19 protein-coding genes are annotated in these 20,842 nt (G+C 71.1%); 8 read left to right on the forward strand and 11 right to left on the reverse strand.

Annotated elements, in window-relative coordinates; translation table 11 throughout:
• Window positions 1-106 precede the first annotated feature (106 nt).
• The 4 genes from OG735_RS11770 to OG735_RS11785 all read right to left on the reverse strand — a co-directional run bounded on the left by OG735_RS11770 (window position 107) and on the right by OG735_RS11785 (window position 3,206).
• Window positions 107-793: a response regulator transcription factor gene (locus OG735_RS11770; RefSeq protein WP_327323100.1), complete on the reverse strand. Its 687-nt coding sequence runs from the start codon at window positions 791-793 to the stop codon at window positions 107-109.
• Window positions 790-2,010, reverse strand: a complete 1,221-nt coding sequence (locus tag OG735_RS11775; protein ID WP_327323101.1) for a sensor histidine kinase — start codon at window positions 2,008-2,010, stop codon at window positions 790-792. The genes OG735_RS11770 and OG735_RS11775 overlap by 4 nt, the downstream gene beginning before the upstream one ends.
• Window positions 2,011-2,132: 122 nt before the next feature.
• Complete coding sequence (pspAA, locus tag OG735_RS11780; protein ID WP_327323102.1) at window positions 2,133-2,411, reverse strand: PspA-associated protein PspAA; 279 nt, start codon at window positions 2,409-2,411, stop codon at window positions 2,133-2,135.
• A 9-nt stretch (window positions 2,412-2,420) separates the two neighbouring features.
• Window positions 2,421-3,206, reverse strand: coding sequence for a PspA/IM30 family protein (locus tag OG735_RS11785; protein ID WP_327323103.1), 786 nt, complete (start codon window positions 3,204-3,206; stop codon window positions 2,421-2,423).
• Window positions 3,207-3,511: 305 nt separating this feature from the next.
• Here OG735_RS11785 and OG735_RS11790 point away from each other — a divergent pair, with 305 nt between their 5' ends.
• Both OG735_RS11790 and OG735_RS11795 read left to right on the forward strand, forming a co-directional pair.
• Entirely contained in the window at window positions 3,512-4,111 is a 600-nt protein-coding gene (locus OG735_RS11790) for a DUF3043 domain-containing protein (RefSeq protein WP_327323104.1), read from the forward strand.
• A 41-nt stretch (window positions 4,112-4,152) separates the two neighbouring features.
• The gene (locus OG735_RS11795) at window positions 4,153-4,905 is read left to right on the forward strand and encodes a class I SAM-dependent methyltransferase (RefSeq protein ID WP_327323105.1); all 753 of its coding nucleotides are present in this window, start codon (window positions 4,153-4,155) and stop codon (window positions 4,903-4,905) included.
• 609 nt (window positions 4,906-5,514) lie between these two features.
• Here the strand turns inward: OG735_RS11795 and OG735_RS11800 are convergent.
• Complete coding sequence (locus OG735_RS11800; protein WP_326649434.1) at window positions 5,515-5,724, reverse strand: hypothetical protein; 210 nt, start codon at window positions 5,722-5,724, stop codon at window positions 5,515-5,517.
• 91 nt (window positions 5,725-5,815) lie between these two features.
• Here OG735_RS11800 and OG735_RS11805 point away from each other — a divergent pair, with 91 nt between their 5' ends.
• From OG735_RS11805 to OG735_RS11820, 4 genes are all read left to right on the forward strand, one after another.
• A complete protein-coding gene (locus OG735_RS11805; protein WP_327323106.1) occupies window positions 5,816-7,015 on the forward strand; it encodes a bifunctional adenosylcobinamide kinase/adenosylcobinamide-phosphate guanylyltransferase in 1,200 nt (399 codons plus the stop codon).
• A 136-nt stretch (window positions 7,016-7,151) separates the two neighbouring features.
• Complete coding sequence (cobT, locus tag OG735_RS11810; RefSeq protein ID WP_327328283.1) at window positions 7,152-8,213, forward strand: nicotinate-nucleotide--dimethylbenzimidazole phosphoribosyltransferase; 1,062 nt, start codon at window positions 7,152-7,154, stop codon at window positions 8,211-8,213.
• 79 nt (window positions 8,214-8,292) lie between these two features.
• Window positions 8,293-10,068, forward strand: a complete 1,776-nt coding sequence (locus OG735_RS11815) for a phosphatidylglycerol lysyltransferase domain-containing protein (protein ID WP_327323107.1) — start codon at window positions 8,293-8,295, stop codon at window positions 10,066-10,068.
• Window positions 10,032-10,775, forward strand: a complete 744-nt coding sequence (locus tag OG735_RS11820; protein WP_327323108.1) for a hypothetical protein — start codon at window positions 10,032-10,034, stop codon at window positions 10,773-10,775. The genes OG735_RS11815 and OG735_RS11820 overlap by 37 nt, the downstream gene beginning before the upstream one ends.
• Here the strand turns inward: OG735_RS11820 and OG735_RS11825 are convergent.
• Window positions 10,724-11,479 (reverse strand): hypothetical protein, encoded by a 756-nt coding sequence (locus OG735_RS11825; RefSeq protein ID WP_327323109.1) that lies wholly within the window; start codon window positions 11,477-11,479, stop codon window positions 10,724-10,726. The two genes, OG735_RS11820 and OG735_RS11825, sit on opposite strands and share 52 nt — an antisense overlap.
• Before the next feature lie 117 nt (window positions 11,480-11,596).
• Between OG735_RS11825 and OG735_RS11830 the strand changes: the two genes are divergently transcribed.
• Entirely contained in the window at window positions 11,597-12,367 is a 771-nt protein-coding gene (locus tag OG735_RS11830) for an adenosylcobinamide-GDP ribazoletransferase (protein ID WP_327328284.1), read from the forward strand.
• On the opposite strand, the gene OG735_RS11835 is transcribed toward OG735_RS11830, so the two are convergent.
• Genes OG735_RS11835 through OG735_RS11855 form a run of 5 tightly spaced genes read right to left on the reverse strand, consistent with a single transcriptional unit; the run spans window position 12,364 to window position 18,901 of the window.
• Entirely contained in the window at window positions 12,364-13,185 is an 822-nt protein-coding gene (locus OG735_RS11835) for an endo alpha-1,4 polygalactosaminidase (protein ID WP_327323110.1), read from the reverse strand. The genes OG735_RS11830 and OG735_RS11835 overlap by 4 nt on opposite strands.
• Complete coding sequence (locus OG735_RS11840) at window positions 13,182-13,814, reverse strand: spherulation-specific family 4 protein (protein ID WP_327323111.1); 633 nt, start codon at window positions 13,812-13,814, stop codon at window positions 13,182-13,184. Before OG735_RS11840 ends, OG735_RS11835 begins: the two co-directional genes overlap by 4 nt.
• 11 nt (window positions 13,815-13,825) lie before the next feature.
• Window positions 13,826-15,337: a hypothetical protein gene (locus tag OG735_RS11845; protein WP_327323112.1), complete on the reverse strand. Its 1,512-nt coding sequence runs from the start codon at window positions 15,335-15,337 to the stop codon at window positions 13,826-13,828.
• Entirely contained in the window at window positions 15,334-16,809 is a 1,476-nt protein-coding gene (gene pelF / locus OG735_RS11850; protein ID WP_327323113.1) for a GT4 family glycosyltransferase PelF, read from the reverse strand. Before pelF ends, OG735_RS11845 begins: the two co-directional genes overlap by 4 nt.
• 37 nt (window positions 16,810-16,846) lie before the next feature.
• Complete coding sequence (locus OG735_RS11855) at window positions 16,847-18,901, reverse strand: hypothetical protein (RefSeq protein ID WP_327323114.1); 2,055 nt, start codon at window positions 18,899-18,901, stop codon at window positions 16,847-16,849.
• A gap of 277 nt (window positions 18,902-19,178) precedes the next feature.
• On the opposite strand from OG735_RS11855, the gene OG735_RS11860 reads away from it, so the two are divergent.
• A complete protein-coding gene (locus OG735_RS11860; protein WP_327323115.1) occupies window positions 19,179-20,717 on the forward strand; it encodes a leucyl aminopeptidase in 1,539 nt (512 codons plus the stop codon).
• Window positions 20,718-20,842: the final 125 nt, after the last annotated feature.

A 20,842-nucleotide genomic window follows, 5' to 3' on the forward strand; every position in this document is an offset into this window, starting at 1 on the left:
GGACTGCCCGTTAATACGATCAGCCATTCGAGGAGGCCCAACCCTCGACCCCAGGTCCAGTTCCTTATCTCGCGCATACCGCAGCTGGAGTACGCGAGGCTCCGGCTCACTCCACCCTTGGACGTACCAGGCCCGATTCGTACGCGATTACCACCAATTGGGCGCGGTCGCGGGCGCCGAGTTTCGCCATCGCACGGTTCACATGCGTCTTGACGGTCAGCGGGCTGACCTCGAGCCGTTCGGCGATCTCGTCATTGGAGTGGCCGCCGGCGACCAGGACGAGGACTTCGCGCTCGCGCACGGTGAGCGCCGAGAGCCGCTCGGAGTGCGGCCGGGACTCCTGCCCGTCGTCCGAAGTGCCGCCCTGCGCGAGGAACTTGGCGATCAGGCCCTTGGTGGCGATCGGCGAGAGCAGCGCCTCCCCCGCAGCCGCGATACGGATGGCATTGAGCAGTTCGTCCGGTTCCGCTCCCTTGCCGAGGAAGCCCGATGCGCCTGCCCGCAGCGACTGCACGACGTACTCGTCCACCTCGAAGGTGGTGAGCATGACGACGCGTACGTTCGCGAGTTCGGGGTCGGCGCTGATCATTCGGGTGGCGGCGAGCCCGTCCGTCCCGGGCATCCGGATGTCCATCAGGACGACATCGGCCTTGGCGGAACGGGCGAGTGCCACCGCCTCGGCGCCGTCCGCCGCCTCCGCGACGACATTCATGTCGGGTTCGGAGTCCACCAGGACCCGGAACGCGCTGCGCAGCAGCGCCTGGTCGTCGGCGAGCAGCACCCTGATCGTCATCTGTCCTCCCCCGTGCCGGTCTTGACCGGCAGTATCGCCTGCACCCGGAAGCCGCCGCCGTAGCGGGGGGCCGCGGTGAGGGTGCCGCCGAGTGCGGTGACCCGCTCGCGCATACCGAGCAGACCGTGGCCGCCGCCGTCCACCGGCCCTTCGGCCCCGGCGCCGTTGTCCAGCACGGTGACCTCCACGGTGTGGCCGACCCGCACCACGCTCACCTCGGCCTTCGCGTCCGTGCCCGCATGCTTGCGCACATTGGTCAGCGCCTCCTGGATGATCCGGTACACCGCGAGGTCGACGGCCGCGGGCAGCCGGATCCCGTCGTCGGCACGGGCCACTTCGACCGGCAGACCGGCCTGCCGGAAGGTGATGACCAGCTCATCGAGGACATCGAGGCCGGGAGCCGGTTCGGTGGGGGCCTCCGGATCGCCGGACTGGCGGAGCAGACCGACGGTGGCGCGCAGTTCGTTGAGTGCGGAGCGGCTGGCCTCGCGTACATGGGCGAGGGCCTCCTTGGCCTGGTCCGGCCGTCTGTCCATGACATGCGCGGCGACGCCCGCCTGGACGTTGACCAGGGCGATGTGGTGCGCGACCACATCGTGGAGATCGCGGGCGATCCGCAGGCGCTCCTCCGCGACCCGGCGGCGGGCCTCCTCATCGCGGGTGCGTTCGGCGCGCTCGGCCCGCTCACGTATCGCGTCGACGAAGGCCCGACGGCTGCGTACGGCGTCTCCCGCGGCTCCCGCCATCCCGGTCCAGGCGAAGATGCCGAGGTTCTCCTGCGTGTACCAGGGGGTCGAGCCGAAGAACATCGCGGCGCCGGTCAGCACGGCCATGGTCAACAGGCCGACGCGCCAGGTGGTCGGGCGGTCGGTGCGGGAGGCGACGGTGTAGAGGGCGATCACGGCACTCATCGCGACCGGTGCGGCCGGATCGCCCACGACGAGCTCGACGACCGAGACCGCGGTGGTGAACACGAGCACGGGCATCGGGTCGCGCCGGCGGAAGACGAGAGCCCCCGCGACCAGGACCATCAGCACCAGGCTGCGCGGCTCGGGCGTACGGCTGCCGAAGGCCGGACCGTGCGGCCCGTTCGGATCGGCGAAGGAGCCGACGACCATACAGATCAGTACGGCCAGGGCGAGCGCTCCGTCGAACGCCAGCGGATGCGCGCGAAGCCAGCTCCGGGTGCGGGCGAACCCGGTGGCGAGTGAGGTCACATCCAGCAACGGTACGGCGTGCCGCGACAGCCGCGAACACCCGCGAGCACAGCAGAAGAGAGCAGAATGCCCCGCCCCGGATCGATCCGGGGCGGGGCGTTCGGCTGTTGGAGTGCGAGCGGTCAGCCGGGGATGAGACCGTCGTCGCTGAGCATCTCCCGTACGTCCTCAAGAGTGGCGTCCGAAGCCGGCAGGATCAGCTCGGACGGCTCCAGCGCGTCGTCCGGCAGGGGTTCGCCGAGCTCGCGGACCCGGTCCAGGAGCGCGTGGAGAGTCCTGCGGAAGCCCTCGTCGTCACCGCCCTCCATCTCGGCCAGCAGCTCGTCGTCGAGCTTGTTGAGCTCGGTGAAGTGGCTGTCCGCCAGCTTCACCTGGCCCTCCCCCATGATCCGTACGATCATGACGAGTCCCTACTGCTTGTCGAACTTGTTCGGGGTGTTCTGCTGCGGGGCGGCGTCCTGCCGGCCCGCGGCACCGCCTTCGATCGCCTGCTGCGAACTCGAGCCGCCCGCGAGCTCGGCCTTCATCCGCTGCAGTTCCAGCTCTACATCTGTACCACCGGAAATCCGGTCCAGCTCGGCGGCGATGTCGTCCTTCGCCATTCCGGACTGGTCGTCCAGGGCGCCGGAGGCGAGCAGCTCGTCGATCGCGCCGGCCCGTGCCTGCAACTGCGCGGTCTTGTCCTCGGCCCGCTGGATCGCCAGGCCGACGTCGCCCATCTCCTCGGAGATGCCGGAGAAGGCCTCGCCGATCCTGGTCTGCGCCTGGGCCGCGGTGTAGGTGGCCTTGATGGTCTCCTTCTTCGTACGGAAGGCGTCGACCTTGGCCTGCAGCCGCTGGGCGGCGAGAGTGAGCTTCTCCTCCTCGCCCTGCAGCGTGGTGTGCTGTGTCTCCAGGTCGCTGACCTGCTGCTGCAGGGACGCGCGGCGGGACAGCGCCTCGCGTGCCAGGTCCTCGCGGCCGAGCGCCAGCGCCTTGCGGCCCTGGTCCTCCAGCTTGGACGACTGTCCCTGCAACTGGTTCAGCTGCAGCTCGAGCCGCTTGCGGGAGGTCGCCACATCGGCGACTCCGCGGCGCACCTTCTGCAGCAGTTCGAGCTGCTTCTGGTACGAGTAATCGAGGGTCTCGCGCGGATCCTCGGCCCTGTCGAGGGCCTTGTTTGCCTTCGCGCGGAAGATCATCCCCATACGCTTCATGACACCGCTCATGGGCTTCGCGCGCCCCCTTCTGACGGACTCAGCTTCAGCACTCCAACAGAACCCACATTACGGGCCCTGCATCCATTACCGCACTGTTCCAGCGCGGATGCGCTCCTCCCCAAGGACGACTGCGTACGGCTTCGATCCGGCGCAAGGAGTAGGTGGCCGTCAGGGAAACCACGGGCGACGTCCGCTCTGTCCGGCTTATGGCCGGCTTCTGTCCCCTACAGACGCACGGTGTTGCGGGATCGTTCCCCACCGGCGTTCGGTCCCCGCATTTTCACCCCGTACCCTTGGGCTTTGTGTTTGGTAGCCGTTCCAAGGAAGAGAAGTCCCCCACCGGCAAGGTGCAGGCAGACCTCTCCAAGCAGCCCCGCGACCCCGAGGCCCCGAAGGGCCGCCCCACGCCCAAGCGGAGTGAGGCCCAGACCCAGCGCCGCCGTGCCTCCAGCGCGGCGCCGACCGACCGCAAGGAGGCCGCGAAGCGCCAGCGCGAGGCCCGCCGCGTGGACATGGCCAAGCAGCGCGAGGCCCTCGCCAGTGGCGACGAGCGCTATCTGCCGGCCCGTGACAAGGGACCGGTCCGCCGCTTTGTGCGCGACTTCGTCGACTCCCGCTTCTGCATCGCCGAGTTCTTCCTGCCGCTCGCGGTGGTGATCCTGGTGCTGAGCATGGTCAGGATCGGCTCGCTGCAGAACATCGCGCTGCTGCTCTGGCTCGGCGTCATCGTGCTGATCGTCATCGACTCGATCGGTCTGGCGATCCGCCTGAGGAAGCAGCTGAACGAACGCTTCCCGAACGAGTCCAAGCGCGGCGCGATCGCGTATGGCCTGATGCGTACGCTCCAGATGCGCCGACTGCGTCTGCCGAAGCCGCAGGTCAAGCGCGGAGAGCGGCCCTGAGCACGGAGGTCTCCGGCTTCGGAGGCGCTTCGGCCGACTGGTTGGCCGGGCTCGGCGGACTGCGCAACACCGTCCGCCAGGAGCTTGTCGCCCGTCAGCTCGACGAACAGATAGCCGCCCGCTACCCGGTCGGGCAGCGGCTGCGCATCCTCGATGTGGGGATGGGGCAGGGCACCCAGGCGCTGCGTCTCGCCCGCGCCGGGCACACGGTGACCGGTCTGGAGTCCGATCCCGCGATGCTGAAGGCGGCACACAACTCGCTGGCCACCGAGCCGGCCGGAATCCGTGAGCGGGTCCGGCTGATAGAGGGCGACGGCCGGGACACCGGGGTGCATTTCCTGCCCGGCAGCTTCGACGTGGTGCTCTGCCACGGGGTGCTGATGTACGTCACGGAGCCGGACGCGATGCTGGCCGGCATGGCCAGGATGCTGGCGCCGGGCGGTCTCCTCTCACTGCTCGTACGGAACGCGGACGCACTGGCCATGCGGTCGGGGCTGGCCGGGGACTGGTCGGCCGCGCTGACCGCGTTCGACACCGATGCGTACACCAACCGGCTCGGGCTTCCGGTGCGGGCGGACCGGCTCGAGGCGCTGACGGCGACGCTGGCGGGGATCGCGGCGCCGCTGCACGCCTGGTACGGGGTGCGGGTCTTCACCGACAACGTCCCCAACGAGGCCGAACTGCCGGCCGCCGAGGAGCTGGAACGGCTGCTGGCGGCGGAGGACCGAGCGGGACGTACGGAGCCGTACCGCGGTGTGGCCGCGCTGCTGCATCTGTGCGGCGTGCGCGGCTGAGCCGTGGCCCCAGGCCCCTGGGGCACGTGGGGGCCGACGCCCCCACACCACCCGAGCGGCAGCTCCGCGCCGTAAACAACTCGCGGAGCCCACTCCCCGAGCCGACAGCTCCGCGCCACAGGCGCACAGGCGGCCCACCCGGGCGGCAGCTCCGCACCGCAAACCACAAGCGCTGGGGCACAGCCCCAGGCAGCGGGCGAGAACGTTGGCGGGCTGCCCCCAGAGCACCGGCTCCGCGTCGCGGCCCTTCACGCCCCCGGCACCGGGCACTCGAGGGGCCCGGTGCCCGACCCTGGCAGGCGGACGCGCAAGGGTCGTGTTCGGGACGTAAAGCGCCGCAACTCGCGCGAAGCGCGCTGACCACGCGGCGGAGCCGCATATCGGATGCAGCGCAGTCCCGGACTCGAGCCCCGGAGCGGATCCCGGACGGCCACCGGCCCAAGACCGGCCACCCCCAAGCACCCAAAACCCGCACCCCGCAAAGGACCCGCGCCCGGGGACCACGGCGCCCCGTCAAGGAACCCGCCCCCGCAAGGGACCCGCACCCCGGGACCCGGACCCGCCCCGCCCCGCCCCGCCCCGCCCCGCCCCCCGCAAGGGACCCGCGAGCTATGCCTCGTTCGCGTGCAGGCTCATCGGACCGTAGATCTTCGTCGAGTCCTCCGAAAGGATCACCTGGTCCGCCCCGCCCTCCAGCAGGTCCTTCCAGAACTCACCGATCCACGACTCCGCGTCCCCCTGCGTCGTGAACTCCTCCGGCTGCACCGCCGGCTGGACCTCCGTCCCGTCGGACTTCTCGAAACGCCACGTCCATGCCATGTCCGCCTCCCAGGGCCCACCAGTGATCTCGTTGCTGCCCGCAGCGTAGCCGGGCGCGCACGCCCCGCGGTGACGCGGGAGGATCGTGAACGTGGAACTCACTCTGCTCGGCACCGGCGCCCCCGCCGGACTCCCCCGGCCCGACTGCCCGTGCGCCGTCTGCGCCACCGCTCGCGGCCCGCTCGCCCGCGCCGCCACCGCGCTGCTCGTCGACAGCGCGCTGCTGCTCGACCTCACCCCGGGCGCCGCCATGGCAGCCGCCCGGGCCGGGCACTCGCTCGTCGGCGTACGGCAGGTGCTGCTGACGCATCCGCACGACGGGCCCCCCGTGGATCTGCCCGCCGGGCTGCCGACGGCGGGACGGGTCCCGGACGGACAGGAGTTGACGCTGATCAGCGGGCACCGGGTGCGTGCCGTGTCGATGGACAACCCCGGTACGGGGTACGAGGTGACCTCTCCGGAGGGCGAGCGGCTTCTCTATCTGCCGCCCGGCGGAGCGCCTGCCGGTCTCGCCGAAGGGCTGGCCGCGTACGACATGGTCGTCGCCGACGTGGTGGGGCGGCCCGACGCGATCGCCCGGCTGCGCGCCGCCGGGGCGATCGGGTCGACCACTGACGTCATCGCCGTCCACCTCGACCACGACGTACCCGGCGGCCCCGAACTGGCGCGGCGGCTCGCGGCCGCGGGCGCGCGTGCCGTGCCCGACGGGACGACGCTGACCATCGGCGAGTACCACGCCGTACCGGATGTGCCCCGCCGCACCCTCGTCACCGGCGGCGCCCGCTCCGGCAAGTCCCTGGAGGCCGAGCGTCGGCTCGAGACCTTCGCCGAGGTGCTGTACGTCGCGACAAGCGGGAGCAGGGAAGGCGACCCCGAATGGGCGGCCCGGGTCTCCCTGCACCGCGAGCGCCGCCCCGGGGCCTGGGACACCGCCGAGACCTGCGATCTCGTACCGCTGCTGGCCGAGGACGGGCCGCCGATGCTGATCGACTGTCTCTCGCTCTGGCTCACCGACGCGATGGACCGGGTGGACGCGTGGGACGACGCGAAGTGGGCGGCGGACGGTGAGCACGCGCTGCACGCGCGCGTGGCCGAACTGGTCGCCGCAGTACGGCAGACCCCGCGGACGGTCGTCGCCGTGACGAACGAGGTCGGCAGCGGCGTTGTCCCGGCCACCGCGTCGGGCCGCCGCTTCCGCGACGAACTGGGCCGTCTCAACGCCGCCTTCGCGGCCGAGTGCGAACACGTCCTGCTGGTCGTCGCGGGCCAGGCCCTGGTCCTCCGCGGCTGACCCGCCCACCCACCAGGTGCCGGGGCGCCCCCCGGATGCCCACGAGGAAACCACCCACCGGACAGCAACCGTCAACGCCCCCCGGCCCACCTGAGCCACATGACCGGGTGACTGTACTGTTCGGCGAATGAGCAGGCTGAATCTCGATGACTTCTCCGACCTGATCGAGCGCCCCGACAACGGTATGCGGCGTGACGCCGAAGAACGCCGGGAGCGGCTGATCGTTCCGCCCGGTTCCCTCGGACGTCTCGACGAGCTGGGCGAGTGGCTTTCGGCCGCGCAGGCCGCCGTGCCGGTCAAGGCCATCGACCAGCCGCGCGTCGTACTGTTCGCCGGTGATCACGGGGTCGCCGAACTGGGCGTCTCCGGCCGGGAGTCCGGCTCCGCGCACCAGCTGGTGCGCGCCGCGCTGGAGGGCGCGAGCCCCGTCGCCGTACTGGCCCGCCGGATGGGCGTGCCGGTACGGATCGTCGACGCCGGTCTGGACTGCGAGCCGGAGCTGCTGCCGGACGAGGTCGTACGTCACCGGGTGCGCCGCGGCAGCGGACGTATCGACGTCGAGGACGCGCTGACGATCGAGGAGGCCGAGCAGGCCGTACGCCTCGGTATGGCCATCGCCGACGAGGAGGCCGACTCCGGCACCGATCTGGTCGTACTCGGCGATCTGAGTGTCGGCGGCACCACGCCCGCCGCCACGCTGATCGCCGCGCTGTGCGGCACGGACGCATCCGTGGTCACCGGCCGCGGCGGCGCAGGCATCGACGATCTGGCCTGGATGCGCAAGTGCGCGGCGATCCGGGACGCGTTGCGGCGCGCCCGGCCGGTGCTCGGCGATCAGCTGGAGCTGCTGGCGACGGTGGGCGGCGCGGATCTGGCCGCGACAACCGGATTCCTGCTGCAGAGTGCCGTACGGCGCATGCCGGTGATCCTCGATGGAGTGGTCTCGGCGGCGTGTGCGCTGGTCGGCCAGCGGGCGGCATTCCGGGCCCCGGACTGGTGGCTCGCGGGTCAGGTGAGCGGCGAACCCGCGCAGACGAAGGCGCTGGACCGGATGGCGCTCAACCCGCTGCTCGACCATGGCGTCACTGTGGGCGAAGGAACCGGGGCATTGCTCGCACTCCCCCTCGTGCAGGCTTCGGCCGTGCTCGCGGCCGAACTGCCGGAGCGTACGGAGTCGGTGGAGAGCGACACGGACTGACGCGTCGGTGCGGCCGCCACCAATGGGCGGCCGCACTCTCGCCCACCTTGATGCGCGATGCCCCATATCATCGCGTTTCATGGGAGAGGTCCGCTTGTCCAGCGAAGAGGCGAGCCGTAGTACGAGCCGAAGCGCCGTCCGTTCGCGGCGCAGTGCGGCGTTCGCCGTCTGGTATCTGCGTGCCGTGGCGTTCATCAACCTCCTGAGTGCTGTGTGGGTCTCCCTCCTCCAGGACCTCCGGCGGCACAACGTCGATGACTACTTCACGCCGTATCTGCTCACCGCCGGCTTCGCCTCCGGAGCCTTCACGCTCTTCCTGGCGATCACCATGCGCCGTCGCAAGCGCGCCGCCTGGATCCTCAATTTCGTACTGGCCGGACTCTTTCTGCTGCTCTTCGTCCTCGCGATCGGCGTCGACCCCGAGGTCCGTGAACATGCGCAGAACTGGATCTCCCTCGTCCTGACCGCCGCCTTCGTACTCGCGCTGGCGCTCGGCCGACGGGAGTTCTACGCGAAGGGCGACCGCTCCAACCCCAGGCTGGCCGCGGCGGTCGCGGTCGGCGGGCTGCTGGTCACCTCGCTGGTCGCCGCGACACTCGTCACCGTCACCAATACCGCGGCCGGTCAGTCCACCTTCCTGCAGCGCTGGTACTACGGCCTGCTGCGGCTGATCACGCTCGCCCCGGACGACTCCCGCCTCGCCGGCATCAGCACGCCCGGCTGGGTCAATGTCACCATCAACGTGCTGTCGACACTGCTGCTGTTCGCCGTGCTGTACGCGGCCTTCCGCTCCCGCCGGGCCGTCGACGCGCTCACCGAGGACGACGAGGAGAGGCTGCGCGTCCTGCTGCAGCGCCACGGCGACCGGGACTCGCTCGGCTACTTCTCACTGCGCCGCGAGAAGAGCGTCGTCTGGTCACCGACCGGGAAGGCCGCCGTCGTCTACCGCGTGGTGGGCGGCGTCTCGCTCGCCTCGGGCGACCCGATCGGCGACCCGGAGGCCTGGCCCGGCGCGATCGACCCCTGGCTGGCCGAGGCGCGTGAACACGGCTGGATCCCGGCGGTGATGGGCGCGAGCGAGGAGGCCGGGACGATCTACGCGCGGCACGGGCTGGACGCCCTGGAGCTCGGCGACGAGGCGATCGTGGAGACCGACGACTTCACTCTGGACGGCCGCGCGATGCGGACCGTGCGCCAGGCCTACAACCGGGTCGGGCGCGCCGGTTACGAGGTGCGGATCCGCCGCCACGAGGACATCCCGCCCGAGGAGATGGCCGTACTGGTCGGGCGCGCCGACGACTGGCGCGACGGGGCCACCGAGCGCGGCTTCTCGATGGCGCTGGGGCGGCTCGGCGATCCCGGGGACGGCCGCTGCGTGATGCTCGAATGCACGGACGGCCAGGGCGAGTTGCGGGCGGTGCTGAGCTTTGCGCCGTGGGGCCCCAAGGGGCTCTCGCTCGATCTGATGCGGCGTGACCGGGGCTCCGAGAACGGCCTGATGGAATTCATGGTCATCGAGCTCCTGCAGCGCGCGAAGGAGATCGGGATCACGCAGGTGTCATTGAACTTCGCGATGTTCAGATCGGTCTTCGAACGTGGCTCGAAGCTCGGCGCCGGTCCGGTGCTGAGACTGTGGCGCTCACTCCTCAGCTTCTTCTCCCGCTGGTGGCAGATCGAGTCGCTGTACCGCGCCAACGCCAAGTACCGACCTATCTGGGAGCCACGTTTCATGCTCTTCGAAAAGAGCGCCGACCTGCTGCGCATCGGCCTGGCGGCGGGCCGCGCCGAGGGCTTCCTCGAGGCGCCGGGACTGCCCAAGTGGCTGCACCGCAGGCACTTGGAGTCCAGGCGTTGAAGACGGTGATCGCGTTCGTGCGCCGTGAGTGGGGGCCTCTGTACGCGACCCTGCGGAGGGCACTCGTCACCAAGAAGTGGCGGGCGATCCCGATGACGCTCGGGGCGGTCTGCCTCACGGCACTGTTCCAGCTGGTGCAGAACCAGTCCTGGGGCTTCGGCCTCGTGCGCAACCTCGGCTTCGTGAAGGCCGAGGACCCGCTCCGGGTGGCGCTGCTGCGTACCCCGCTGTCGCTGTTCGTCCCGGCGCTGGATCTGCCGGTGTGGGGTGCGCTGGCGCAGGTCCTGCTGGTCTTCGGGATCGCGGAGATCTGTCTGGGCCGGTGGCGGACGCTGGTGATCGCGTATGTGTCGACGCTGGCCGGCACGACGTACGCACGGATCGGTGTCTCACTCGACCCTGAGAGCCTCTTCGGGCTGCCCGCGTCGGACGCCGTGGTCGTCGACACCGGCCCGTCGGCTGCGGTCGTCGGCCTCGCGGTCTTCGTCTGCTGGCGCTACCGGGCCTGGTGCACGGCGGCGCTGGTGGCCGTGTTGATGGTCGGCGAGGTGCTCTTCAAGAACAATCTCGCGGGCAAGGAGCATCTGGCGGCGATCGCGGCGGTGCTGGCGGTGTGCGGGCTCTCGGCGCTGCGCCGGCGGTGGCGGCTCAGGCGTCAGCGTTTGCGTACCGGCAGCCGGTCGGGCGCCCCGCCGATCAGATCCTGAAGTTTTCGGCGTGGCCGGTCCCAGCGACGGTCGTGGTGGAAGGAGCGCAGCCCGGCCCTGGCGCGCGCCTTGGGCCGGTTGCGGTAGAAGCGGCGGGCCCAGGGCGAGCCGGGCCGGGCCAGCCGTACCGCACCGAAGAGCGCCAGGAACGGGATCAGCGTGCCGAGGAGCGCCATTCGCAGCTTGCCCTTGAAGAGCGCGATGAGCACGAAGAGGAAGTTGAACACCAGCGTCAGGATCAGCGAGGTGCGGTCCTGGCGTTCGTCGGGGGTGAGCTGGTCCACGCCGAGTGGCGAGAAGCCGCCGAGCACCAGCAGCGCCAGGGCCGAGGCGATCACCACGACCTCCACGCTCTGCCGGCCCTGCTCGGTCCAGTAGACGTCGTCGAGATGCAGGATGAGCGCGAACTCGTCGAGTACGAGGCCCGCGCCGATCCCGAAGACGATCGCGCAGACCGCAGCGGCGGGGCCCTCCCTGCCGTTGCCGACCGCCCCGAAGCCGCCGATGACGATCAGGATGACGCCGGGGACCACATGGTGGATGTGCATGCCGCCGGGTGCGATGTTCTTGAACGGCCCCCGGCCCGCCCTGATCAGCCGGGTGACCGTGCGCGTCACCAGAAAGGTGAGCATGAAGGAGACCAGCGCGAGCAGCATCGGGAGCTTCCCCGGCTCCACGATGTTCCGGTAAAACCAGTGACCCATGCCACCCGCTCCCGATTCGCACGTAATGCGCAATTTACCGTCAGTCCGGCCGGGCTACCCTTCGCGCGACACTGCGCTCACCCGGTGGACAACCGCCGGACCCGGCCCAAGGACTCCATGGACGGCATACGTTTCGCCTTCGGCACACTGACCGTGCTCCCCGTCCGCGTCACCCGCTGGGACCGTGCGGCGGCACGCGCCGGAATGCTCTGCGCGCCGCTGGCCGGACTGGTCGTCGGCCTGTTCGCGGCGGCACTCGGCGGGGTGCTGATGCTGCTGGGCTCGGGCCCGCTGCTCGCCGCGGTGGCCACGGCCGCCGTCCCCGCCGCCCTCACCCGCGGCCTCCATCTGGACGGTCTCGCGGACACCGCCGACGGCCTCGGCAGTGGCAAGCCGGCCGATGACGCACTGCGGATCATGAAGCAGTCGGACATCGGGCCATTCGGGGTCATCACCCTGCTGTTCGTGCTGCTCGCCCAGGTCGCGGCGCTGACCGAGCTGTACGGGCAGGGCTGGGCGCACGGCGCGGTCGCGGCGGTGGTCTCCGGGGTCGCCGCCCGCCTCGCCCTCACCCTCGCGTCCCGCACGGGCGTCCCGGCAGCCCGCCCGGACGGCCTCGGCGCGGCGGTCGCGGAAGTCGTTCCGGTACGCATCGGACTGGCCGTGGCCGCCGTGGTCACCGCGGTCTGCGCGGCGGCGGGTGCGCTCTTCGGCGCGTACGGCGCAGTGCATCACGCGCTGGCGGTGGCGGCCGGACTCGCAGTGGCGCACCTGCTGCTGCGCCACTGCGTACGCCGCTTCGGCGGGGTGAGCGGCGATGTGTTCGGCGCGCTGGCCGAAACGGCGGCGACGGCTTCACTCGTCGCTCTGGCGCTCGGCCGCTCCTAGCAGGGCTTGCGCCACACCCCCAGGTCGTACTTCTTCAGCATCGAGCTGAGCTTCAGCCGCCGGGACTGGGGACAGAAGTCGCTGGTCTCCAGCTCGTACTCGACATGAAAGACCGCTTTGCCCGCGTGGATGAACGGCGTCAGCGCCTCGCACTCGTCGTACTGCGCACACTGCTCGTTGACCGCGAAGTCGAAGTCCCCCACCAGCTGCGGAATCTGGTCAAGGTCGTTCTTGAGTCCGACGGCCAGGCCCCGGTCGTGGGCCAGGCGGGCGATCAGGCGGTTGTAGCGGAGCTGGTCGGCGGCGGTGAGAGGGAAGCCGGTGCGGTTGGCGTACCCGTCCATGTTGTCGGGCTCGACGGCTTGGAAGCCCTTGTCCCGGCACATGTCCATGCGCTTCGCCATGAGCGGTCCGAGGACATCCGTGCGCCGGATGTCGAGCCAGCGCTCGCCGTCCCAGCCATTGCCCCGGCCGAGGACCTCCTTGGGGAACTTCGCGGCGTCCGGGCGGAAGTCCTCCCAGGCGCCGGTGGAGATGTAGCAGATCAACTTGCGGCCGCGGTGGCGTAGATCGGCGACGGCTGCCTTCGGGTTCTCGAAGCCGTCGATGTCGTACACCGGTACGTCCACGGTCGGGTCGAGCCGGCCGCTGAGCTGCCACTGCCAGGCCAGTCCCGGCTGCGGCTGCCAGCGCCCGGCGGTCGGCTTCGGACCGGACGGCTTCGGACCGGACGGCTTCGGATCGGTCGGTTCCGGCCGGGTCGTGCAGCCCGCCAGTACGAGCAGGAGCAGCGCGAGCAACAGGGGTGCCCGTCTCATCGGGCCGGTTCCAGGGCGTACGGGAGGGTGGCCCAGGGGTGGGCCCCGGCTCCCGGGACGAGGCAGTGGACGGCAGCAGTGGCGCGGGCTTCGGGCGGGGCCGCGTACACCAGATGGCAGAACCGCTCCGGCGGGTGGGCGGCCGTCCAGAGCGGGACGACCAGGCTGCGATAGGTGTCCCAGGGCCCCTCGAACGTGACCAGCAGCTCGGCGAGTTCCGCATAGGCCGGGTCGGGGTGGACGCCGTGGTTGAGGACGAGCGTGCGGGCGCCTGCCGCGCGGGCGGCGACCGCGAGGCGGCGGTAGTGGGGCAGTGCGTCGGGGTCCGCGGACACCTGGTCGAGGAAGGCACCGTCGGCGCCGTACCAGTCGCGGTGGCGCAGCAGATCCCGTACGACGGCGGCGTGCGGGCGGCGTGCGTAGTCGGTGTCGACGTAGCCGAGGACCCGGACCCCGGACCCGCGCAGCCGCTCCGCGACCGCCGCGAAGTCCGGGTCGGGGGCCGGGCCGGGGCCGCTGGCGGGGTTGAGCACCACGCCGTGGAGCCGGGGCGCGGCGGCGACGAGCGCCTCCCAGGCTTCGGGCTGCTCGGCGGGATGCTCGTAGTACGGCACCAGCAGTGTCTTCACGGAACCGTTCCTCAAGCGCGGTGGGCGGTCGCACGGCCCAGCAGAACACAGACCAGCCCGGCCAGCAGCCCGGCCGACACGGCCGCGACACCGAGACCGACGAGCCGCGGGCTGCCCGTGCCGGTGAGCAGGGCCAGGGTCTGCGCGAGGGCCGCCGCCGCGCACACCGCGGCCGCGCTGAGCACTGCGCCGAACGACTGAAGCAGCAATCCGGTCCACAGCACGGTCCCGATGAGCAGCAGGGTGGCGAGGCGCACGCCGCCGAGCGCGGGGGCGTCGGGCCAGAGCAGCGTCCCCGCGTTGGCGAGGACGAACAGGACCGTGAGATATCCGGCGAGGCATTCGGCGAGTACGGCGGCGGCGCCGCGCCAGAAGGCGCGTGACGTGGTGCTCGCGCGCAGCCCGGCGAGGCTCCCGCTGCGGAAGCGGTGCAGCAGCCATTCGGCGGGCCCCATGCTGAGCGTCAGCGCGACCGCGGAGGGCGCGGAGACGACCGCGCCGGGGCCGCCGGCGAGGACGTCGCCGAGGGCGGTGTAGAGGACGAGGACGCCGGTTCCGAGCCCGAAGAGCCCGTACGGGAGGGAGGCGGCGACGCGCGGAGCGGCCCGCGTGTCCTGGCTCGGGCGGCCGGAGAACAAGCCCTTCCGGCGATCGAGGAGCGGGGTTCGGGGCGGAGCCCCGACAGGGCGCTTCCGCAGACCCGGGACGCCCGGCACCAGCGTGCCCGCCGCCAGGCACACCGCCACCGCCGGCGAAGCCACCAGCAGGCCCGCCCGCAGCGGCACCACGAGGTCGTACGCCATTGCCAGCACCGCACCCGCCGTCATCGGTAACAGCGCGCAGAGCAGCGCCCGTTCGCGGTCCATGACCAGCAGGACCGTCGCTGCCGACAGATAGAGCGCCTGGGCCGACGCGAACGCCGCCGCGGGCCACTGGCCGGGACCTGACGACAGCGTCGCCGCGGCCGCCGCCGTCGCCGAGCCCAGCAGCGCGCCCGCCGGAGCGCCCCTCAGCAGTGCTCGGGTGGCCGCCTCGCGGTCGCCCAGGCCCAGCCAGGAGTAGGCGCGGTGCGAGAGCGCCTGGTTCCACACCCAGCCCGTCAGCGCGCCAGGGAGCAGCGGGGCCAGGCCCGCGCCCCGCAGCAGCGGCGCTCCCAGCACGTAGGCAAGGCCGGGCAGCGCGAAGACGAGGCCGCGCAGCAGGCAGCCGAGCAGGCCCACGTGCCAGGGGTCGACGGGCGGGCCCGGCGGCTCGGGGTGGCGGCGCGGAATCCGGGCGTACAGCTCTTCGGCGAGCGTGAAGGAGTCCTCGCGGCCGTACGTGAGGCGGATGTGGTCGTCCGTCATACCGTCCGACTCGAGGATCGCGGCGATCTCGTCCGGATGGACGGCCGCCGCGACCACCTCCTCGAGCCGGACCGCGAGTTCGTCCAGCGGATCGGCGGCACGGCCGTCCCGCTGCCGGGGCAGCAGCGGCAGCGTGTCGACCTTCTGCCCGGGCCCCTGCCAGAGCGGCCCGCTCATCCGGCCGCCGACTCGGTGACCGGCCAGACGTCCGTGTCCGCAGCCTCGGGCAGGCCCGCCAGCTCGAGGTAGATACCCCGGAAACCGTCCACCGAGCGGCGCAGCGTGAACTGGTCCACGACCCGCTGCCGCGCCCGCCCGCCCAGATCTGCCCGCCGTTCCGGGTCCCGCAGCAGCCCCAGCGTCGCCTCCGCCATCAGCGCGGGCTCGCGCGGCGGCACCACAAGCCCTGTGTCGCCGACCGCTTCCCGTACTCCGCCCACGTCCGTGGAGACGGTGGCGCGGCCGCACGACATCGCCTCGATCAGTGAGAACGGGAAGCCTTCGCTGATACTGGAGAGCAGCACCACGCTCCCCGAGGCATAGGCGCGCGACACATCGCTGACTCGCCCCTCCCAGCCGATGCCGTCCACGACGCCCAGTTCCGCGGCGAGTTTCTCCAGCCGCGTCCGGTACGCCTCGCCGCCCGCGGGCACCCCGCCGAACAACCGCAGTCGCACCTCGGGCAGTTCGGCACGGACCATGGCGTAGGCACGGATCAGCGTCTCCAGGTCCTTGATCGGGTCGATCCGTCCGGCCCAGGAGATCGTCGGCACGGCCGGTTCCGGGCCTGCCTGCGGGAAGGCGTGCGGGTCGACGCCGTTGTAGACGGTGCGGATGCGGTCCGCGGGCGCCCCACCCCGCTCCTCCCACCGCCGGTTGTACTGATTGCAGGGCGTGATCAGATCGGCGCGCCGGTAGCCCAGCGAGTTGAGCTCCCGGTAGAAGCCCAGCATCAGCGCCTTGACCGGGGCGCGCTGTGCCTCGGCGCGGTAGCCGAGGTAGCGCTCGCGCAGATAGATACCGTGCTCGGTGAGCAGGAACGGCACGCCCTCGAAGCGCTGGGCGGCCAGCGCGGGCAGCGTGGCGAGCCCCGCACTGACGGCGTGCGCGATCGAGTCGTCCGGTATCCGTACCGCCAGCGGCCGCAGCGCGTGCTCCAGCAGGTCGGTGGCGGTCAGCGCGTCGTGCACGGTCGGCCGGGACGCGGATATCTCCAGATGCGGCATGGTCCAGATCCACATCAGCGAACGCAGTACGGACTCCGAGCGCAGTGCCGCCGACAGCTGTCCCGCGCGGGCCATCAGCGCCAGTTCGTAGAGCCCCTCGCCGAAATCGCAGCCCGCCGACGGGTCGAGTACCGACAGCAGAAAGCGTTCGTAGATGTCGGTGAAGCGGCGCCGCTTCCGCCCGAGAAGCGGCCGCCGCCGCCCCGGCACCGGCCCCCAGAGCGGGAAGGCCGAGTGCCGGTAGACGTTGGACGGCAGCTCCCAGGTGACCGGCTCACGGCCGGTGCCGGTGAGGGCGACCACATGGAAGTCGACCTCCGGCATGCCGCGGACGAGCTGGTCGCACCAGGTCGACACACCACCGTGGACATGTGGATAGGTGCCCTCGGTGAGCATGGTGACATGACGCCCGCGGCTCAGCATGGTGTCCCCCCTGGACTGCGATGACGGTCGGCGGCGCTCAGGCCGGGAGCTTGAGCGTGACCGCCGACTGGAGCAGCTCGGGCGAGGTCCAGGTCGAACGGGCTCCCGCGTACGGAGTCCCGAACACGGCGGTCCCCAGGAACAGTTGCTTACGGGTGCCTTCGGGCGCGGTGACCGGTGCGGTCACTCCCGAGGGCGCCTGGACGGTGACGGTGGTGCCGATGCGGTACGCGGTCACCTTGCCGTCCGCGAGCGCCGTGTTCCAGGCGGCGCGGCGCTGAAGTTCCGTACCGATGTCGCGCTGGCGCGGGTTGACGAGCGGGGTGCTGTCGGCGAACAGGGCGCGGTAGTCGGCCAGCACCTTGTCGAGCACCGGGTAGAGGATGCGCTCCTCGGCGAGGTTGGACTGGTGGACGTAGTGCGGCCGCGGGTCGTTGGCGACGACATGGCTGAGCGCGGTGCGGGCCTCCTGCGGCACGATGTACGACTCGTAGCCGGTGGCGGTGTCGAGCGGCTCGGCCAGGCAGGTGGATGCGGGGTTGGACTCGCAGATGCCGCTGCCGCCGTCGTCCTCGGCGGTGTAGAGCCAGTTGTACTCGTCGGCCATCTCGGCGGCGGTGCCGACGTTGTAGTACACGTTCATCGGGTGGCGCGGCACGGTCAGCGCCGCTCCCGCCTTCCGCTGCTGCGGCTCGCGGGAGTTGTCGCTGGCGACCCACTTCACACCGTTGTCGGCCAGCGCGCCGGCGAGGTTCGGATTGTCCTCGGGCTGCTGCGGCAGGGTCTTCAGACCGGAGTGCTCGCCGGTGACCAGCTCGGTGCGGTCGGTCGAGACGCCCTTGCCGACGGCCCAGTTGTAGTTGTCGCGGATCTGCGCGGAGATGTCGGCGCGGCTCGTCCACGTGGTGTTGCCGGCGGTGTCCTTGGCGCACTGCCACGGCACGACCGAGACGTTCTGGACACAGCCGAGGAAGAGGTGGGTGTAGGTGTGGTTGACCCAGCGGTACTGCGCACGGTCGGCCAGCAGCTGTGCGGCGAGCGCGTCAGTGCCGCCGTGCTCGGTCTTCCACTCCTCGCCGGCGCCCGCGTTGTAGACCATGTCGAGAGTGAAGCCGCTGGTCTGCTGCCACTGCCTGGCGTACTGCGCGTCGGCGGCGGTCATCCGGATGTCGGTGGTGGTCTCCTCGCCCCCGTCGCCGCAGTCGATGTCGCCGGGCGTGCAGTTGCGGTCCTTGTCCCAGCGGGCGTCGGGCGCGAAGACGTCGTCGACGTGCACGGCGAAGTAACTGCGGCTCTGGCCGAGGTGGATGCCCTGGGTGAGCCATTCGACGATGCCGCGGGCCAGTACCCGGAACTGCCGCTGGTACTGGTTGTAGGCGAAGGTGACGACCAGCTCGCTGCGTCCGTCGTGGGTGTACTCGCCGACCAGGCTGCCGCGGGCGCCGCCGTCGCCGACCGGGGTGTCGAGATAGCTGGTGAAACCTGCTCTCGGCTTGCCCGCGAAGCCGTAACTCTCGGCGACCAGCGCGGAGTTGTCCTCGAACTGGACGGGCCCGTCGAGATAGCCGAAGGGACCTGTACGCCCGGCGGCGGTGACCGCGCTCTGCGCGCCGTCCAGCACACCCGCGTAGCCGCCGTTGTCGACGTACTCGAGGCCGACGCCCGGATGGGACCAGGTGTAGGCGTCGACCTGGCGGATGCCGAAGGTCTGCTCGTACGCGAAGAGCGCGGCGTTCTCGGCGGCACCGGTGGCCTGGTCCGCGCCGAACGGGTCCTCGTCGGGGACCACGATGCCCTGGTACTTGGCGCGCGGTCGACCGCTCACGGTGTCGCTGAGGAACGCCGCGTTGACGACAGGACGCCCCGGGTCGTCGAGGCGCACCGTCCGGTACGGCACCCCGGTGTCCTTCAGCTCCGAGACGATCGCGCCGACCGCGCCGCCTCCGTCGTCCACGACGAGTACCGTCAGATCGATGCGCGGCGCCGGCGCCGCGGCAGCGGCCGCGACCGACGACGGTACGGCTGTCGCCAGCACTCCGGCGGCCAGCGCCACCGCGGCCGATCTGCCCGCGCGCAGTCTGTAGAACCCCATGACTTCCCCCCTCGCACGATCCCTCGGCGCACAGAAAGCATGCGGAGGATCTGTGGAGATGATGCAAAGAAGCCCCTCGCTCCCTTGCCTGAACGACGTGAGTGTGACTGAGGTCTCGCCAGAGTTGGCGGAAAACGTGAAAGAGACGCCACGTACGAGTGAATTGCCGCCGCCGTGAGCGAAACATGTGACCGCGCGTAGGCTCTTGTCCGGCGTGGGATGTCGATCCATCCCCTTCTACGGCCCTGGAACTTAACGGAAGCGAGATTTCACCACCGTGACTGCTCTCACTCTCAGCACTGCCGGAGCGGCGACGCTGCGCGCGGACGCCCTCGTCGTCGGCGTCGCGAAGGGCGCCAAGGGGCCGGTCGTCGCGCCGGGCGCCGAGGCCGTGGACAAGGCGTTCGACGGAAAGCTCGCCTCCGTCCTGGAGACCCTCGGCGCCACCGGTGCCGAGGGCGAAGTGACCAAGGTCCCCGCGCCGTCCGGCCTGAAGACCCCGGTCGTCCTCGCGGTCGGGCTCGGCGCGGTCCCGGAGAAGGACGAGACGTACGACGCCGAGACCCTGCGCCGTGCCGCGGGTGCCGCGGCCCGTGCGCTGACCGGTTCGAAGAAGGCCGCCTTCGCCCTGCCGGTCGAGGCGGCCGAGGACGCGGAGGCCATCGCGGAGGGCGCTCTGCTCGGCGCCTACGCCTTCACCGCGTACCAGGGCGGCGAGAAGGACGCGAAGAACTCGAAGAACGGCAATGGCCCGAAGCTGCCGCTCGCCGAGATCGCCCTGCTCGGCGCGAAGCCGCGCGACAAGGCGTACAAGGCCGCGGCCGAGCGCGCGATCGCGCTGACCGAAGAGATCAACCGCGCCCGCGACCTGGTCAACACCCCGCCGAACGACCTCTACCCCGAGTCCTTCGCCGCCGTGGCCACCGCCGCCGGCAAGGAGCACGGCATCAAGGTGCAGGTCTTCGACGAGAAGGCGCTGGCCAAGGGCGGCTTCGGCGGCATCCTCGGCGTCGGCCAGGGTTCGCAGAACCCGCCGCGTCTGGTGAAGCTCTCCTACACCCACTCCAAGGCGGCCAAGAACCTGGCGCTGGTGGGCAAGGGCATCACCTACGACTCGGGCGGCATCTCCCTGAAGCCGGCCGGCCACAACGAGACGATGAAGTGCGACATGAGCGGCGCGGCCGCCGTCTTCGCCGCCGTCGTCGCGGCCGCCCGGCTGGGCCTCGCGGTCAATGTCACCGGCTGGCTGGCGCTCGCCGAGAACATGCCGTCCGGTTCGGCCACCCGCCCGGGTGACGTACTTCGCATGTACAGCGGCAAGACGGTCGAGGTGCTCAACACCGACGCCGAGGGCCGCCTGGTGCTGGGCGACGCGCTCACCAAGGCGTCCGAGGAGAACCCGGACGCGATCGTCGATGTGGCGACGCTCACCGGCGCGATGGTGATGGCGCTGGGCAACCGCACCTTCGGCATCATGTCGAACGACGACGCGTTCCGTACCTCGATCCACGAGATCGCGGAGGAGGTCGGCGAGCAGTCCTGGCCGATGCCGCTCCCCAGCGAGCTACGCAAGGGCATGGACTCCCCGACCGCCGACATCGCCAACATGGGCGAGCGGATGGGCGGCGGCCTGGTGGCCGGTCTGTTCCTGCAGGAGTTCGTGGGCGAGGGCATCACCTGGGCACACCTGGACATCGCGGGCCCGGCCTTCCACGAGGGTGCGCCGTACGGCTACACCCCCAAGGGCGGCACCGGCTCCGCCATCCGCACCCTGGTCAAGCTCGCCGAGCGCACCGCCGCCGGCGACCTGGGCTGAGGACGGGCCTTCGACGGCCCCGGGCATACGCCCGGGGCCGTCGTTGTTCGCCCCCTTGGCCCTCAACGAAATCCGTACCTTCGTACGGGCCAGTAACCCCTTGGGGCGGTGCGTCATGCGTCTCA

Source organism: Streptomyces sp. NBC_01210, assembly GCF_036010325.1.
Taxonomy (GTDB): Bacteria; Actinomycetota; Actinomycetes; order Streptomycetales; family Streptomycetaceae; genus Streptomyces.